Raw genomic sequence first — 14,630 nt, 5'->3', positions numbered from 1 at the left:
CCCCCCCCCCCCCCCCCCACCACACCACCCCCCGGGGGGTGGGTGTGTTGTGGTGGGGCGCCCCCGCGGAGAGGGGGGGATTGCAACGGCGCTTAGCGCCGTTGCCCCCGCGTGCTTCCTCTCCCCGCCCCTGTCGGGGCAGCCCCTCAACAGAGGGGCTTGTTTCTTTGGTGGGTGCGCGGATGCACATCGTTGCTATGGGCTTTGCGGCGATGGGCACGCACTCCGTGCCTGCTGTCCCGGTAGAGCCACGCCCTGCGTGGCTGATTTGCCCGGTAGACTGGTTGCATTCCAATAAACGGCCTGCCCCCATGACCGCAGAAATTTCGGTTCCCGTCTCGTTTGGTGAGCTGCTCGACAAGATCTCGATCCTGCAGATCAAGTCCGAGCGCATCAGCGATCCGGCCAAACTGGCCAACATCCGTGCCGAGCTGAGTGCACTGGAGAAGACCTGGATGGCGCATCCGGCCGGGGCCAAGGACATCGCCAAGCTGCGCGCGGAGCTCAAGGGCATCAATGAGAAGCTCTGGGATATCGAAGACAACATCCGCCTGAAGGACCAGGCCGGGGAATTTGATGATGGCTTTGTCGCGCTGGCACGCAGTGTCTACCTGAACAACGATGAGCGTGCGCGCGTCAAGAAAGACCTCAACAGCGCGCTGGGTTCGCTGTTCGTCGAAGAGAAGTCGTACAAGCACGCCAAGTGATGCCGTGACGGTGCCGGCATCGCGTGGGTCGGCCAACGGCCGACGCTATCGGGTAGCGTGGTCCGCTACGTAGCGCTCGAAGGCGGCAATGCCGTCTTCCACGGTGATCAGCTGCATCACGTCGTCGAACTCGATCTTGCTGCCCCATTTGAGTTCGCTGGCCGGCTTGCCCAGGAACTTCCGCGCTGCGTCGTCGTAGCGGTCCGCGCAGTAGCGGCGGTCCGAGTAGGGTCCGCTGCGGTGCGGGTTGCTGGCCGCATGCAGGCCCAGCACCTTGGCGCCCATCGCGTTTGCGATGTGCATCGGCCCCGAGTCCGGGGTCATCACCAGCGCCGCGCGGGCGAGCAGGGCGGGCAGCTGCTTCAGCGTGTCCTTGCCCACCAAATCCAGCGCCGGCGTCTCCAGCTGGGCCTGGATGGCGTCGGCCATGCCGCGCTCCAGCTCGCTGCGGCCACCGCACAGCACCACGCGCCAGCCGCGCGCCACCGCATGGTTGGCCACTGCCGCATAGCGGTCGGCGTACCAGTTGCGGCGCACGTGGCTGGAGCAGGGCGAGATCATCAGCACCGGCCGGCCATCGTCCTGCCACTGCGCCTGCGCCCATTCCACCGCCGCCGGCGGCACCGCCAGGTCCCAGCTGACGGTAGTCTGGCGGATGCCCAGCGGCTCGCCGAAGCTGCCGATCGCATCCAGTACATGGATGCCCGGGCGGTCGGGAATGCGCTCGTTGATGAAAAGCCCATGCAGGTCCTTCGAGCGTGCCTTGTCGTAGCCGATCCGGCGCACCGCCGGCACGAAGGCCGAGAGCACATTGGCGCGGAAGGCCACCTGCATCTGCAGCAGTGCCTCGAAGCGGCCCGGGGGCAGCTCGGCGCGCAGCGCACGCATGCCGGCCAGGCCGGTCTTCTTGTCGTAGGCATGGAAGACCACGCCCGGCAGCCCGTCGAGCAGCTTGTGCCCGGCTTTGTCGATGATCCAGTGCAGCTCTACGCCCGGCCGTGCCTGCTGCAGGGTCCGCACCAGCGGCACCACGTGGGTGACGTCGCCCAGCGCGGACAAACGCAAAAGACACAAGGAAGAGGACGCTGATGCCATGGTGTTGTTAGACTCGAAGGAATGGTCGCATTCGACGCCACTGAAGCACTGACGCCCTGCCGCGACGGACGCGGCATGGGGGCCATTCTGTTCGACCGCGAACGCCTGCGGCAAGCCGACATGAGCCTGTTCTCGCCTGCCCACTGGGGTGAGCGGGCGCGGCCGGTGGGTGAGGGCGGCCGTGGCGGGGCCTTTTTCGTGGACGCGCCGTTCGGGCACTGCGTGCTGCGCCAGTACCTGCGCGGCGGCATGGCGGCCAGGCTGAGCCACGATCAGTACCTGTGGCGCGGGGCCAACCGAACCCGCAGCTTCGCCGAGTTCCGCCTGATGCGCGCGCTGCGCGCGCTCAAGCTGCCGGTGCCGCAGCCCATCGCCGCCTTCTACATGCGCGACGGCCTGCGCTACCGCGCCGCGATCCTGATGGAGCGCCTGGAAGGCGTGCGTTCGCTGGCCGACCGCGCACTGGTGGCGGGACGGGGCGCGCCCTGGGAAGAGACCGGCCGGCTGATCGCGCGCTTCCACCGCGCCGGCCTGGACCACGCCGACCTCAATGCCCACAACATCCTGTTCGACGCCAACGGCCATGGCTGGCTGATCGACTTCGATCGCGGCGTGCAGCGCATCCCGGCCACCGCCTGGCGCGAGCGCAACCTCAAGCGCCTGCATCGTTCGCTGGTCAAGCTGCGCGGCGAGCGCAGCCATGAAGACGTCGAAAAAGACTTCGCGCGCCTGCGCCGCGCCTACGACCTGGCCTGGAACCGGGGGTACTGATGGACTGGTCGCTGCGTTTCATGGGGGTCGGCAACGCGTCGGCCGTGCAGCTCGGTTCGCCCATGGCGGTGATCGAGCGCGACGGCCAGCCGTGGCTGACCATCGACTGTGGCGGCGAAGGGCTCACTGCGTTCCTGGCCCAGTACGGACGCATGCCGGATGCCCTGTTCGTGACCCATGTGCACCTGGACCACGTGGCCGGTTTCGAGCGGCTGTTCGTCGATGCGTATTTTTCGCCGGAACGTCGCGGCCGCATCCGCGTGTACGTACCGGCGACCGTAGTGCCGCTGCTGCACCGGCGCGTGGCCGACTACCCGAACGTGCTGGCCGAAGGGGGCGCCAACTTCTGGGATGCGTTCCAGCTGATCGTGGTCGGCGACGCGTTCTGGCACGACGGCGTGCGCCTGGAAGTGTTCCCCGTGCGCCACCACTGGCCGGAGACCGCCTACGGCCTGCGCCTGCAGGGCGCACTGGTGTGGAGCGGCGACACCCGCCCGATTCCGGAAATGCTGGCGCGCTATGCGGCCGACAATGAACTGATCGCGCACGACTGTGGCCTGCACGGCAACCCGTCGCATACCGGCGTGGATGATCTGGAGCGCGAGTACTCGCCCGAGTTGCAGGCGCGCATGATGCTCTATCACTATGCCAGCGAGCCCGATGGCGACGCACTGCGCGCGCGCGGGCATCGCGTGGCAGTGCCGGGCGAATGCGTCGTGTTGGCGACGCCAACCGCGCCGACCCCGACCGCGTAACCGGTACCCCGAAACGGGTGACGGCCCCGCCGGCTGACCTCGGCGCCCGCGTCGATCGATACCGTTGCTGCCTTCCGGCCCTGGCGGGATTTTCGACCTAGCGTCGCGAGGGGCCGACGGGGCCGCCATAGAGACGTTGCACCGAAGTGCAGTCCAATAGTGTATCAGCAAACCCGCCCCGACTAGAACCTGCGTAGCGACACGCCACGCGTGTCCCACGCACGGCCTGAATGCCCCGTATCCCAACCCACCTCCAGAACGCCCCCCAACCACCCCCATTGCTAGAATCCTCCCCACACGTAGAGCGGGGCTCTGCCCCGCTGCACGTAAACCCAGGAGGACGGCCTCCCCCACATCGGGCGACAATCACCAGGACGACCTGGCCCCTTAAGGAGGGCCCCATGGCCTGGATCTATCTACTCGTTGCCGGTGTACTGGAAATCGTCTGGGCGTTCTCGATGAAGCAATCCGAGGGCTTCACCCGGCTCACCCCGTCCCTGATCACCTTCGCCGCCATGGCCGCCAGCTTCTGGCTGCTCGCCCTGGCCATGCGCAGCCTGCCGCTCGGCACCGCTTACACGATCTGGACCGGCATCGGCGCCGTCGGTGCCTTCATCGTCGGCATCGTCTTCCTCGGCGAGCAGGTCAGCGCCCTTCGGATCGGCGCAGCCGTGCTGATCGTCAGCGGGCTGGTGCTGATGAAGGTGTCGAGCAGCTGATACAACGCTGAAAAAACCGAGCGAAAACGGGGAGGGTCGGTTCCCAAACGACCGCCGATAGCGGTGCTGCGTTCTTTAACGCATGACCTCCAAACGAAGACGCGCCTCCGTCTCTGGTCATGCGTCACTCGCACCGGCGCGCGGCCCTCGCCATGAGCGAATTGCTCGTAACGCTGAGGTCGATCGACCTGGGGTTGTCCGCCATCGCCGCATGGCTGTCGGATCATCTTCCGCAGCTTCACTCGCCGGCGCCTGGGATCCCATCAACGTCCGAATACGGCCAGCAACCTGCCTCCGGAAAGTGCACACTCGCGCTTTCCGCCCGGAGCTGCCCCGATGAACGATCTTCACGCGCGTTTCGAAGCACTGCACACCGCCAGCGAGCTGCTGATCCTGCCCAATGCCTGGGACGCTGGCAGTGCCCGCCTTGCCCAGGAAAAGGGCGCGCAGGCGGTAGGTACGACCAGCGCTGCCATGGCCTGGTCCTGCGGCTACCCGGACGGCAGCGCCTTGCCGGAGGCGGCGCTGCTGCAACGTGTGAGCGAGATCGTGCGGGCCACGTCGATCCCGATTACGGTGGATATCGAGAATGGGTACAGCGATGACCCCGAGCAGGTCGCGGCGCTGGCGTCGAAGCTGGTGGAGCTGGGCGTGGTGGGTATCAATCTTGAAGACGGTGCGGGGGCGCCGGGGTTGTTGGTCGACAAGATCATCGCCATCCGCCGCGCGTTGGCGGGCCGCCCGCTCTTCATCAATGCGCGCACCGACGTGTACCTGCGTGGCATGGCGGAGGGCGACGCTGCCGTGCGGATGAGCCTGGAGCGGATGCAGGCCTACGCCGCCGCTGGGGCGAGTGGGGCTTTCGTGCCGTGCGTGGTGCAGCCTGCAGAGATGCGTGCGATTGCCGATGCGGTGTCACTGCCGCTCAACGTGATGTGGTTGCCGGGGTTGGCTGGGCATGCGGATCTTGTCGCTGCTGGCGTGCGCAGGTTGAGTGCGGGGCCTGCGTTGTATGTGCATGCGTGGGCCGCGTTGGCGGGTGCGACGGAGGCGATGTTGGGTGGGGCGCTGGCGTGGCCGGAGGGGGCGCCGGGGTATGGGGAGTTGAACAGGCTGTTTGCGTGATGCGCTTTGCCCGCTGACGCGCCATGCGTGTCATCCGTCGAACCCCCGTCCGGTGCTTCTCGTCCCCCGACTCTCCGCCAGACAAACGCAAAAGGCCGCCCCATGGGGCGGCCTTTTGCGTTTGTCTGGCGGAGAGAGGGGGATCGGATCGACCCGAACCTAACCTCTTGACCCTGCAGCAGATCGCAAACCGGACAAGTGTCCTGTGTTGTGTCCCATGATTGTAGACGAACAGGTTCTGTCCGCGGTATCTCAAAGGTCCAGCATGTCACCATGGATTTGACTTCAAGTGAATCCTTGCTATGAATGTAGTTGGCCTTTGATGGGAGAGCACACGTGGAGTCTTGTAATGAGCAGGCGGGCGGCGACGTGCTAAAGCTCGCTAATTCTTCTGACGCACCCATTGACGACAACATTGTCGAACTATTCGAGGAGGTTTTTTCCTGGGATAAAGATCAGCTCACTTGGGTCCGCATTTGTTCGGGCCAACCTGCGTCGTTGATGGGGTGTAGGCTTTAACGGGGTGACTCGTTTGTAGCTTCTGGTCTGGCTGGGGCGTTAGCGCGAGAACGTCGCTCTGACACTTTGCCCAACGTTGCAGGGGTGGGGTTGGCTTGGTGTTTGGCTCGGGCGTTAGAGATAGGCTCATGGCTATCGAGCTCAAATCAGCAACGGTTTTTGCGATCCTCATAAAACCTGTTGTGGAGAAAGCTATAAGGTTGAGCGGCTCGGTGCCGCCTTCGCTGTCCTCGCAAAGGAAGTTAAGATAGTTTTGGAATTCTTCAGGTCCGAGACCTATTTCGAACCAATCAGTGCTCTGCTGCGTTCGCACGCCTAGCCTTTTCTCAAAGGCATAAGCCAAGGTAAAGGCCGCGCACGGATTGCCATCGGCTATTGTCAAATCAAAGCAACCCGCTGTCTTTTTAATGGTGGATGGGTCTGTGAGTCTGGATAAAGATCCGAGCGCTGTTTCGATGAAATAGGGGGACAAGCAGATTGATTCGATTGCGCTATCTTTGTCCTTGTCCTGCCAATACGCGAAATAGTGGCAGAGTGATGAGCGAAGCAGCATGTTAAACGCATTTTGTTGTGATAGCGGCTGGCTGTGATCAACTTCGGTGGCCGTCTTTATTAGCTTCTCATACGCATACTTGGCCCGCCGAATCTTGTCCTTCCCCCGCTTTCTTGGTCGCCACTCTGATGAGAACTCGCTCCTCTGGGACTTCGCTTCAAAGAGGAAAAACCTGCCGTTTAATGCCGTAGCTATATCGCCGGCTCTGCCTTCAGCGTTGCCCGCAAGATTGAATGTTGGATCGGGAATGGTGTCTTTAGTTAGCACCCATTGCGTATCTCTGATTCCGACTACTACAGATACTTCCCAAAGATCATCCATGGCCATATTCCTTATCTTGAAAGTAGAGTGGAAGTTGGTTTTTCAACTTGCAGCTCGATCATAGCAGCGAGCGGCCATTGTGCCTGTTGCGAGATGTGGGAGGTCTATCCTGAGAGCTTTGTGTGGAGGACATATGGAAGCATTGGCAACCCACTCAGCAGGCCAAACACCCAGGAGGCGCCTATCAGACTCAATAACGTCATGGTCCACCACTTCCACCAAGTGAACTAGTGCCCCTGCCCTAAGCCGCGCTCCTCAAACGGATACCGCAAAGCTGCCCTCCACGTTACGCGTGGGACCACGACCGGCCCGACGACGAGTCCGAAAAGTCCGAGGAATGCCGAGGCGGCGCGGCCCAGCAGGATGTGCCGTCCGATGGGTCATCAGCTAGCGCTAGGCGACGCGCGGGTAGTGCCGGGGAGAGATTCGTTCCACGTGCCTAAGGCGCTTTGGGAAGGTCAGCATCGGCTGACGGTCCAATCTTGAACAATACGTTTTTCTCGGGCCCATGGCCAAGAACGACCTGCCATCGAGTGAAACCGACGGAAATCTCCCCTGTAGAAGGAAGGTTGTCCTCCACGATTACGAAGTTCTGGCCTCGAAACTCATGGGATTTGGCGCAGACCGCCAAGCAAGTCCCCTTTTGTATCAGGTTGCCCAAGGCGACTTGTGTGTAGTCGGGGCTGAAGACACTGGTCTCATCCATCTCGATGCGCACCGAGGGATACGCTAATCCGATCCATCCATCCGCACCCTCCGATTCAAACCAGGAGAATTGACGGTGTCCGCTCAACACGAGGCAGGCGCTCTTCCCGCTCGGCGAGTTCCCGATGAGCAATGGTTCGTCCAAGTGCCTTCTGGGGAGGAGCAGCGAAAGCGGAGTGCAGGAGCTTGCACTTGCCACGTGAAACTCGCCTGTCGTAATCACTTCAGCGCCTCCTGGGATGATTGCTAGAGCTTTGAAGTGGCGCGATCAGTTGCTCCCAGAGAAGCTCTGCCGCGCCTTCCTGGGTAAGTTTTTGATCGCGATTGGAGCCGAACGCCGACATCCCCATGCTAGTAAGGAATAACGATTGGTCATCATGACCAACCGTGAGGGCCTCGTTGTAGGAGTTGCTGTCAAGCGTCTCGCCTTGCATGTAGTGAATGCCTCCGAGCATCCCGCCAAGGTAGACGGTTGCTCGAGCAACGTCGTGCCCGTCTTCGTAGATGGTGGCAAAGAATCGATTAGCGTCCACGCGCCGGAACGTGCCTTCATAGCCTGGATTGCGCCGTTGGAGTTCGCTCAGGGAATTCTCAAAGTGCTTGGCTATGTATTCAAAGGTCTCCGCTTTGAAGTGGTCCTTGTCACGCTGCGTGAAAGCTTTAGCCAATCGCAGATTGCTGGAGCGCGGTCCTGAGGTCGCTTCGGGACTGCGGTTGGCAGCTTCGGTTGGCATGGTGGGACGGGCAAGCAGCGGCGAAGATGAGGCGGGCACCCGATCCGCTTCGGTTACGCCTATCTTTCGTGCATGCTCAGCCGCAGCAGCGCGAACGGCCTTGGCCACTTGCAAGAAAGCTTCGTCCAGATCAGCCCATTGCTTTACGGGCTTGCCATCGGTTGGGGTAGCCATAAGCTTCCCAAAGGGGGCGTGATGCCATTCGCAGGCCCGCAAGATGACAGGGATGACGATTGCTTCGCCCGAGTCGTGCCTCTCCAGCGCACGCTTCATTTCCCGGTCATAGCAGTAAGGAGAGGCAAGGAAGTCGGGACTGACCAGCAGAAGAATGATGTCATCGGAGTTGATGTGCTCATCAATCGTCTTATCGATCTCCTGGCCGGCAACGATCCTGCGGTCGTGCCACGTTTCGATAGTCCCCTGATGCTTAAGCATTGCTAGCTGCTTTTCGAGCTGGTCGCGGAGTTCTTCGTCTGCGTGGCAATAGGAAAAGAAGACGCTGGGCAAGATCATGCTCCTTAGGGCGCTGGGGCGTAGTTTCGTGGGCTAGATTCTATCCAAATGTAGGCGATTCTGGTTCATGGCACAAAACGTGCCACCCCATCCCTGAATGTCGCTTTTAGGCGTCGCGTTAGGTGAGACCAAGGGGTGATCTAATGGGTCTCCAACCCAGTGGAGGTGTGACAATGAAAGACGGCATTTACCACGTGCGTTTCTCGTCGAACATGCAGGGCGTGGGTGAGGGTATCGCTGTATTCAAGGGGGAGGGCGTCAATGGTGGCGACTCTGGCTACACGTATTCAGGGTTTAAGCAGGGCAGTGGCGCTGGTTTTACAGCCAAGCTGACCATCAAGCGCTGGGATCCGGCCTCTGAATCTGTGTTCGGTGGACTCGACCAGTTCGAGCTCGATTTTCAAGGAATCGCAACGGCATCTGGCTTCATCGCTGAGGGCAGCATCGTTGGGCACTCAGAAGCTACGTTGACAGCAGAAGGACGCTATCTGGGCCCTGCGGCCTGACAGACCCCCAACAAGAAGGCCCCCAACTAGGGGGCCTTTTTTGATTCTGCGAATGCTTTTAGGCCTGCGTCAGGTGTGCGTAAAGCACGAAAAGGAACATTGGCAACCCACTCAAAAGTCCAAACACCCAGAAAGCGCCCATCAGCGTCAGCGGCGTCATGATCCACCACTGCCACCACGTAAAGCCCACATCGCGTGCCTGAGCTGCTCGGGCCTCGACCGGATAGCGAAGCGCCGCCTTCCGGGTTGCGCGTCGCGCCAAGAGCGGCCCGACGACGAACCCGAAAGGTCCAGTGAGAAGCAGGGCACCCGAATACCACCAGAAGAACCGGTCCCTGGGGGTCATCAACTTGCGGTCGACGGGCGCCGGTTGGCCGGAAAGGGGAGGCGGCGGAGCACTCATTTGGCGTAGGCCTTCCAGGTTCCCGACTCCTTGGCATACCGAAGATTTTTGCTGACCGGGACAGGCACCTGCTGGCCGCCAATGTCGATGGTCACCTTCCCCGTGGTGTCGCACCGATAGCCCGCCGTGTCCTGGGCCTCCACGCACCCGGTGAGCTGGAAGTCTTGGATGTTGGTGATCTGACCGGCTCCGCTCTGGGTAAGAAGGGAGGCCAATGCCTTTTCGGCATCGCTGCTGGAAGGCGGGCCGCCGCAGGCAGTCAGTGCAAACGCGGTCGCCAAGCCGGCGAAGGCAATCTTCGGTGCTTTCATAGTCATTCCTTGAGAGTTGAGCAGGGGCGGCGGTGGGCCGCCCTAGGGAATAAACGAACCGGTGGGCCGGTTTACCGGTCCCGGTTTCCTTCAGGCTTGAAGCCCGCAATCCACATGCGACCGTCCTTGAAGGGGGTCAGGAGCCCAGAAGCGCCGGGGTAGATGTCGGCGGTTTGGATAAAGCCGCTGACCCACGCCACGCGCAGCGCCACCTGGACAGCCTTGTCGGACACGCCAGGTCGGGAGACGTTGACCACGAACGGTTGGCTGGGCGGGGTGGGGCCAGAGGAGCGGGTTGCCCCGGTGTTGGGCTTACTGGGAGGCACGCGAACCCCCATCAACGTGTCCCGGCCCTTCCAGAGGGCCGAGGTGTTCAGCTCGGCGGAGTCGCCCAAGTCGTCCGTCTCGGTCAAGGCGGCATTGGCGCAGGTGCGGAAGGTCTCCGTCGTGGAGGCGCTGGCGCTGGTCCAGATCCTCGCCTCGACGGTCCAACAAGGAAGGGTCGTGCCCCATTCGGTGTAGGTCAGTGCCACCCGAGGCCAGTCGAGCTTCCCAAGTTGGGCTTGCTGGTGGTTGTCCTGCTTAAACAGACCAGGCAGCTTCCCCGCGCCGCTGACGGCCACGTAGATGGCCCCGCCATCCGCACTCGCGTTGGCCCCACCTTGGGTCGGTTTGACCCCCACCATCTGCTGCCCAGCGTCTTTCAGGCTGCTGCCCAGCTGCCGAAAGAATCCCGGTTTGTTGGGCCTTTCTTCCTGCTCGGGGTGGCTCTGCGCGGCTGCCCCTTGGGCGGTCAGCAGCAGTGCGGCCGCGAGGGCGGTGGCGATCCGTGTCTCGATCTTCTTCATGAAAACCCCTGTGGTTGGTCGGGAGGGTGCTACATTTCATGAAGAGTCTGCCATGCATTGAGGGACCACGTCATGCTGTCCACCCGAGTTTTCAACATCCGTTCACTTGCCCAGCACCGCCGCCCGTTCCCTGTTCGCCGCCCGCCTCAAACAGGCCCGAGAACTGCGCGGCATCGCCAGTCAGCGAGCGCTGGGGGTTTTGATGGGCCTCGATAAGAAGCTGGCCAGCAGCCGGGTCAATCGCTACGAGACCGAGGTCAGTGGCATCGACCTGGACGGGCTGGGGAAGTTGGCGGGCGTGCTTGGTGTCCCAATGGCTTATCTGGTCGCCGAAGACGAAGCGACGGCCGCCGTCGTGCTGGCGCTCTCCAAGCTCACGGCCAGCCAGCGCGTTGAGTTAGCAAAGCAGTTGAGCCAAGCGCAGTAGTCTTGCCTTCCCAGCCTGCTCGCGACACGCGTCCTGCGCTTCAGACTTTTTGATCAGCCGAAATCGGTGTGCAAGCGCCGCATGAATGTCGGGCGAAAGGCGGTCCGGGTATGATTTCGCTCTCACCTTCCACTGGCAGCCCATGCGCCTTACCAAGCTACAAATGGCTATCGGTCACTTGCAGGCGGCTTGTGAGCTGTATCTCGCAGATGCCCACCCGGCGAGCGTCGTGCTCTTGGCAGGGACAGCGGAAGACATGTTTCGGTGCCTCCCCGCGACCAACGACACCCCTGCCGTGGGTGAGCACATGCTGCAATATGCGAGGCAACTGACGACTCGCCCAGACCTGCGCTACCGTGAAATCGAGGACGACATGGTTGGCCTTCGCAATTCGGTCAAGCACGTCAATCGCGATGACGAATCCCACGTGGAGGTTGGTCGCAGCGACATTCACCGCTACTTGGTCGGGGCCCTTATGAATGGGTTTCGCTGCGGAGTGGAGCTCAGCGAATCGATGGTCGAGACGTATGTCCGCATCGTTGACGTCGAGGATGGCCTGGAGCGCCCGACCGGTTAGGAATTAACCTTTGCAGGACGGGCCGGCCGCGCCTGCACCTGCTCATTCTTCCCGTATAGCACGGATGAGCTGGGTAAAGCGATAGGGCTTGGGAAGGTAGCGCACGCCTGGCGGGATGGGGGGGAGCTGCGCCTTTTGGAAGCCAGAGACCACCAGCACGCGGGCTTGTGGCTGGGTATTCACGACCTCGGCGGCCACCTCAAGACCAGAGACGCCTTCAGGCATGCAAACGTCGGTCACGACGACCTCGTATCGGGTCTCGCTTCGGAGCTTTGCGATCGCTTCGACCCCATTGCTGGCTGCGGTAACGGCGAAGCCCTGGCCCGCGAGGGCTTCCACAACAACCGACCTCAGGTCGTCCTCGTCTTCTACAAAGAGAACATTAATAGCCATTTCAGACCTCTTGAGCCGGGAAGCACAACGTGACCTGCGTGCCTTGGCCTGGCGTGCTGGCGAGCTGGGTGAAGCCCTTGGAGTGGGATGTGAAGCCGAACACTTGGCTGAGCCCGAGACCACTGCCACGCCCGACGGGCTTGGTAGTGAAGAACGGCTCAAACACGCGAGCTTGGTCGGCCAGGGAAATGCCTTCCCCATTGTCTGTAACGGCCACGCAGACGTAGGTCTGAAGCGCCGAATCCGGTCGAGACGGATCCCGTAGCTGCTGCGCAGACGCTGTGATCTCGATGTTCCCGCCGTGGGGGAGCGCGTCCCGGCTGTTGCACACCAGATTAAGAATCGCCGCCTCCAACTGCGACCGATCCAACTCTAGGGCGGGAAGAGAAGCGGGGACGGCTGCGGACAGCCGAATGTTCCCGCCTGCTGCCCGCTGGAGGAGCGGCTGGATGTCCTCCAACAGACCCGCCAGCGTCAATTCCTCGGGCGCCAGCGCTTGGCCGCGGCCGAAGGTCAGCAACTGCCGGGTCAGCAGGGCACCGCGTTCAATGGCCCGCTGCGCGGTGTCCACCAAAGTGGCCAACGCGCCGTCCTTGACGCGAAGGCTGAGCAGATCAAGGCAGTTAGCGATGATGGTCAGCAGGTTGTTGAAGTCGTGGGCCAGGCCCAAGGTGAACTTGCCGATCGCCTCCATCTTCTGGGCCTGCAGCAGGCTCTGCTGCGCCTCCTCAAGCTGCTCCTGGGCCGTGTGCCGCTCGGTGATGTCGCGCGTGATCTTGGCGAAACCCAACAATTCGCCATTTTCATAAATGGGGTCAATCACGACACTGGCCCGGAATCGGGTCCCGTCCTGCCTTAAGCGCCACCCCTCATCGACATAGCGACCCTCGGTTGCAGCGGTTTGCAGGTTTCGCTGCGGCAGGCCTGCCTCGACCTCCTCGGGGAGATAAAACCGTGCAAAGTTGGTCCCTATGACCTCCTCGGCGAGGTAGCCCTTGATGCGCTGCCCGCCTGGATTCCAAGTGCGAATGACCCCCTCCGGGTCGAGCATGTAGATCGCGTAATCTGTGACAGAGTTCACCAACAGCGAAAACTGGCGCGATTCGTCGTTGAGGCCGTGTGGCGTGGTCGAACGTGGGGTCACTGGACATCCTCGGGTTGCCGCCAAGGTAGTGGCCGACTTGTAAAAAATTCGTAAAGAAGCAGGTTTGACGCTTCCTTCACCCAGTCCTTACACTAGGCTGTATGGGTCAGACTCCGGCGTTGCCCCCGACCTCACGCCTCAGTGGAGATCCACCATGCTGCTCCCTAACAAAAAGCTCCATGTCTTCCTGGTGGAGGATGAGCCGACGTTGATGGACGTGGTCGAGCAGACGATCACCCAGTTGGGCCACAGCGTGACGGAACGCGCCGAACGCTTGGAAGACGCGTTGAGCAAGGCCGCAGCAGGCGGGTTCGACGTAGCAGTGCTGGACGTCAACCTCAATGGCCAGGATTCTTTTCCGGTTGCTGACGCGCTGATCGCCCGAGGCATCCCCTTCGTTTTCACCACCGGCTTTGGTGCGAACAACTTGCCGGAGCGTTTCCAAGGCGGCTACCTCTTGGAAAAGCCGTTCAGGCTGCGCGACATCGGTCAGATGCTGGATCGCTTGGCGCAATCGCTCTAGCGGGGCGTCACCGCTGATCCTTCCTAGGCTTCGAGGGTGGACTGTCGATCCCACTCCGCAATCTTTGCGTTGCTGACGGCTTGGTGCGTGCCGCAATGTTCGCAGCGGACCAAGGTGCCTCCGGGCAGATGGACCAACGCATGGTCGTCTGAAGTGGACGCCCTGTCGCAGCGGCCGCAGTTCAGCGTGACCCCTGTCACACGATCCACGCCGCCGGCGGCATTGAAGACGGCCTCGAACCGCTCGATGCTAAATAATCCAATGGTGTTCATGCGCTGCCCCCTGTCTCAGTATCCGCAGCATGAGGGAACCCGGATGATTGGGGCGTTAGCGTAGTCATGAAGGGGCTGCACGGGGCCTTCACGCCGCACCCTCCATCACCGGACGTTTCTTAATAGGCAGGTAGGGTGGGGCTGTCGCTTTACCTGGAGTCCAACATGCCCCTGCGCGCCATCGCTTACGTCAGTGAAGCCGACCAGCCTTGGGAGCGAGCCGAGGTGGAATCCATGGTGGAGCGGGCAGCGGCGTTCAATGTCCAAGCAGGCGTAACGGGGATCTTGTTCTTCGACGGCCAACGCTATCTTCAATACTTCGAAGGGCCTGAGGATGGCGTCTCGGTCGCATATCAACGGATCCAGAGCTCGTTGCTGCACTCCAATGTCATGGAGCTCGCGCGGGGCCCCGTGGGGCGGCGCCTGGTGCCGTATTGGAGCATGCGGTGGCTGCTGGCCGACCCCAGCCACGTGCTAACGATGGTGAAAGCCGACTGGACGGGGTTCGTTCGCTCCGACGCGCGGCAGAACGACCCAGTCACGGCCATGGAGCACCTGCATCGTTACGTTCAGCCTTACATCGCCGGGGCGGTGGCTTAGCCGCTGAAGCCACCGCCGGACGAATCGTCGCCTTAGGCACCGCCCCGATTTGAAAAGATGCCTACACACCGGCGCCGCTCCCCGTGTGTTGCGAGCGGCGCCGAATGTA

At 62.0% G+C, this 14,630-nt stretch carries 19 protein-coding genes and 1 other RNA gene; 10 read left to right on the top strand and 10 right to left on the bottom strand.

Annotated features, from left to right (window positions below; all coding sequences use genetic code 11):
- Positions 1 to 311: 311 nt before the first annotated feature.
- Positions 312 to 707, top strand: a complete 396-nt coding sequence (locus tag RYM47_RS02855; RefSeq protein WP_315385924.1) for a DUF6165 family protein — start codon at positions 312 to 314, stop codon at positions 705 to 707.
- A gap of 45 nt (positions 708 to 752) precedes the next feature.
- On the opposite strand, the gene RYM47_RS02850 is transcribed toward RYM47_RS02855, so the two are convergent.
- The gene (locus RYM47_RS02850) at positions 753 to 1,802 is read right to left on the bottom strand and encodes a glycosyltransferase family 9 protein (RefSeq protein ID WP_315385923.1); all 1,050 of its coding nucleotides are present in this window, start codon (positions 1,800 to 1,802) and stop codon (positions 753 to 755) included.
- Between the two features lie 21 nt (positions 1,803 to 1,823).
- On the opposite strand from RYM47_RS02850, the gene RYM47_RS02845 reads away from it, so the two are divergent.
- Together RYM47_RS02845 and RYM47_RS02840 are read left to right on the top strand one after the other, a co-directional pair.
- The gene (locus RYM47_RS02845) at positions 1,824 to 2,573 is read left to right on the top strand and encodes a 3-deoxy-D-manno-octulosonic acid kinase (protein WP_315385922.1); all 750 of its coding nucleotides are present in this window, start codon (positions 1,824 to 1,826) and stop codon (positions 2,571 to 2,573) included.
- On the top strand, positions 2,573 to 3,328 hold the full coding sequence (locus tag RYM47_RS02840) for an MBL fold metallo-hydrolase (protein ID WP_315385920.1): 756 nt from the start codon (positions 2,573 to 2,575) through the stop codon (positions 3,326 to 3,328). The genes RYM47_RS02845 and RYM47_RS02840 overlap by 1 nt, the downstream gene beginning before the upstream one ends.
- Positions 3,329 to 3,351: 23 nt before the next feature.
- Here RYM47_RS02840 and ffs read toward each other — a convergent pair.
- Positions 3,352 to 3,448: signal recognition particle sRNA small type (gene ffs / locus RYM47_RS02835), an RNA gene on the bottom strand.
- Positions 3,449 to 3,729: 281 nt separating this feature from the next.
- Here ffs and RYM47_RS02830 point away from each other — a divergent pair.
- Complete coding sequence (locus tag RYM47_RS02830) at positions 3,730 to 4,047, top strand: multidrug efflux SMR transporter (protein ID WP_315385919.1); 318 nt, start codon at positions 3,730 to 3,732, stop codon at positions 4,045 to 4,047.
- Positions 4,048 to 4,383: 336 nt separating this feature from the next.
- Complete coding sequence (locus RYM47_RS02825) at positions 4,384 to 5,172, top strand: isocitrate lyase/phosphoenolpyruvate mutase family protein (RefSeq protein ID WP_315385918.1); 789 nt, start codon at positions 4,384 to 4,386, stop codon at positions 5,170 to 5,172.
- 460 nt (positions 5,173 to 5,632) lie between these two features.
- On the opposite strand, the gene RYM47_RS02820 is transcribed toward RYM47_RS02825, so the two are convergent.
- Together RYM47_RS02820 and RYM47_RS02815 are read right to left on the bottom strand one after the other, a co-directional pair.
- Complete coding sequence (locus RYM47_RS02820; RefSeq protein ID WP_311183930.1) at positions 5,633 to 6,565, bottom strand: hypothetical protein; 933 nt, start codon at positions 6,563 to 6,565, stop codon at positions 5,633 to 5,635.
- 929 nt (positions 6,566 to 7,494) lie between these two features.
- A complete protein-coding gene (locus RYM47_RS02815; RefSeq protein ID WP_311183931.1) occupies positions 7,495 to 8,517 on the bottom strand; it encodes a toll/interleukin-1 receptor domain-containing protein in 1,023 nt (340 codons plus the stop codon).
- Between the two features lie 173 nt (positions 8,518 to 8,690).
- Between RYM47_RS02815 and RYM47_RS02810 the strand changes: the two genes are divergently transcribed.
- Positions 8,691 to 9,023 (top strand): GrlR family regulatory protein, encoded by a 333-nt coding sequence (locus tag RYM47_RS02810; protein WP_311183932.1) that lies wholly within the window; start codon positions 8,691 to 8,693, stop codon positions 9,021 to 9,023.
- 58 nt (positions 9,024 to 9,081) lie between these two features.
- On the opposite strand, the gene RYM47_RS02805 is transcribed toward RYM47_RS02810, so the two are convergent.
- The 3 genes from RYM47_RS02805 to RYM47_RS02795 form a co-directional block, all read right to left on the bottom strand.
- Positions 9,082 to 9,426 carry a hypothetical protein gene (locus RYM47_RS02805; protein ID WP_311183933.1) on the bottom strand — a complete coding sequence of 115 codons (345 nt, stop codon included), beginning with the start codon at positions 9,424 to 9,426 and terminating at the stop codon, positions 9,082 to 9,084.
- The gene (locus RYM47_RS02800) at positions 9,423 to 9,737 is read right to left on the bottom strand and encodes a hypothetical protein (protein ID WP_311183934.1); all 315 of its coding nucleotides are present in this window, start codon (positions 9,735 to 9,737) and stop codon (positions 9,423 to 9,425) included. Before RYM47_RS02800 ends, RYM47_RS02805 begins: the two co-directional genes overlap by 4 nt.
- A gap of 71 nt (positions 9,738 to 9,808) precedes the next feature.
- Positions 9,809 to 10,585 carry a hypothetical protein gene (locus RYM47_RS02795; protein ID WP_315385917.1) on the bottom strand — a complete coding sequence of 259 codons (777 nt, stop codon included), beginning with the start codon at positions 10,583 to 10,585 and terminating at the stop codon, positions 9,809 to 9,811.
- Positions 10,586 to 10,715: 130 nt separating this feature from the next.
- Between RYM47_RS02795 and RYM47_RS02790 the strand changes: the two genes are divergently transcribed.
- On the top strand, positions 10,716 to 11,012 hold the full coding sequence (locus RYM47_RS02790; protein ID WP_311184639.1) for a transcriptional regulator: 297 nt from the start codon (positions 10,716 to 10,718) through the stop codon (positions 11,010 to 11,012).
- Positions 11,013 to 11,154: 142 nt separating this feature from the next.
- Positions 11,155 to 11,589: a hypothetical protein gene (locus RYM47_RS02785; RefSeq protein ID WP_315385916.1), complete on the top strand. Its 435-nt coding sequence runs from the start codon at positions 11,155 to 11,157 to the stop codon at positions 11,587 to 11,589.
- Between the two features lie 42 nt (positions 11,590 to 11,631).
- Here RYM47_RS02785 and RYM47_RS02780 read toward each other — a convergent pair whose 3' ends face one another.
- Both RYM47_RS02780 and RYM47_RS02775 read right to left on the bottom strand, forming a co-directional pair.
- On the bottom strand, positions 11,632 to 11,982 hold the full coding sequence (locus tag RYM47_RS02780) for a response regulator (protein WP_311183937.1): 351 nt from the start codon (positions 11,980 to 11,982) through the stop codon (positions 11,632 to 11,634).
- Between the two features lies 1 nt (position 11,983).
- Positions 11,984 to 13,126: a PAS domain S-box protein gene (locus RYM47_RS02775; protein WP_311183938.1), complete on the bottom strand. Its 1,143-nt coding sequence runs from the start codon at positions 13,124 to 13,126 to the stop codon at positions 11,984 to 11,986.
- A gap of 154 nt (positions 13,127 to 13,280) precedes the next feature.
- Here RYM47_RS02775 and RYM47_RS02770 point away from each other — a divergent pair, with 154 nt between their 5' ends.
- Positions 13,281 to 13,649 carry a response regulator gene (locus RYM47_RS02770; protein WP_311183939.1) on the top strand — a complete coding sequence of 123 codons (369 nt, stop codon included), beginning with the start codon at positions 13,281 to 13,283 and terminating at the stop codon, positions 13,647 to 13,649.
- Between the two features lie 23 nt (positions 13,650 to 13,672).
- On the opposite strand, the gene RYM47_RS02765 is transcribed toward RYM47_RS02770, so the two are convergent.
- A complete protein-coding gene (locus RYM47_RS02765) occupies positions 13,673 to 13,921 on the bottom strand; it encodes a hypothetical protein (RefSeq protein WP_311183940.1) in 249 nt (82 codons plus the stop codon).
- A 165-nt stretch (positions 13,922 to 14,086) separates the two neighbouring features.
- On the opposite strand from RYM47_RS02765, the gene RYM47_RS02760 reads away from it, so the two are divergent.
- Positions 14,087 to 14,521, top strand: coding sequence for a BLUF domain-containing protein (locus RYM47_RS02760; protein ID WP_311183941.1), 435 nt, complete (start codon positions 14,087 to 14,089; stop codon positions 14,519 to 14,521).
- The last annotated feature ends 109 nt before the right edge of the window (positions 14,522 to 14,630 follow it).

This window comes from uncultured Stenotrophomonas sp. (genome assembly GCF_963519125.1).
GTDB lineage: Bacteria > Pseudomonadota > Gammaproteobacteria > Xanthomonadales > Xanthomonadaceae > Stenotrophomonas.
The sequence above is the reverse complement of the archived record's forward strand: the minus strand, read 5'-3'. Positions and strand labels throughout refer to the sequence as shown.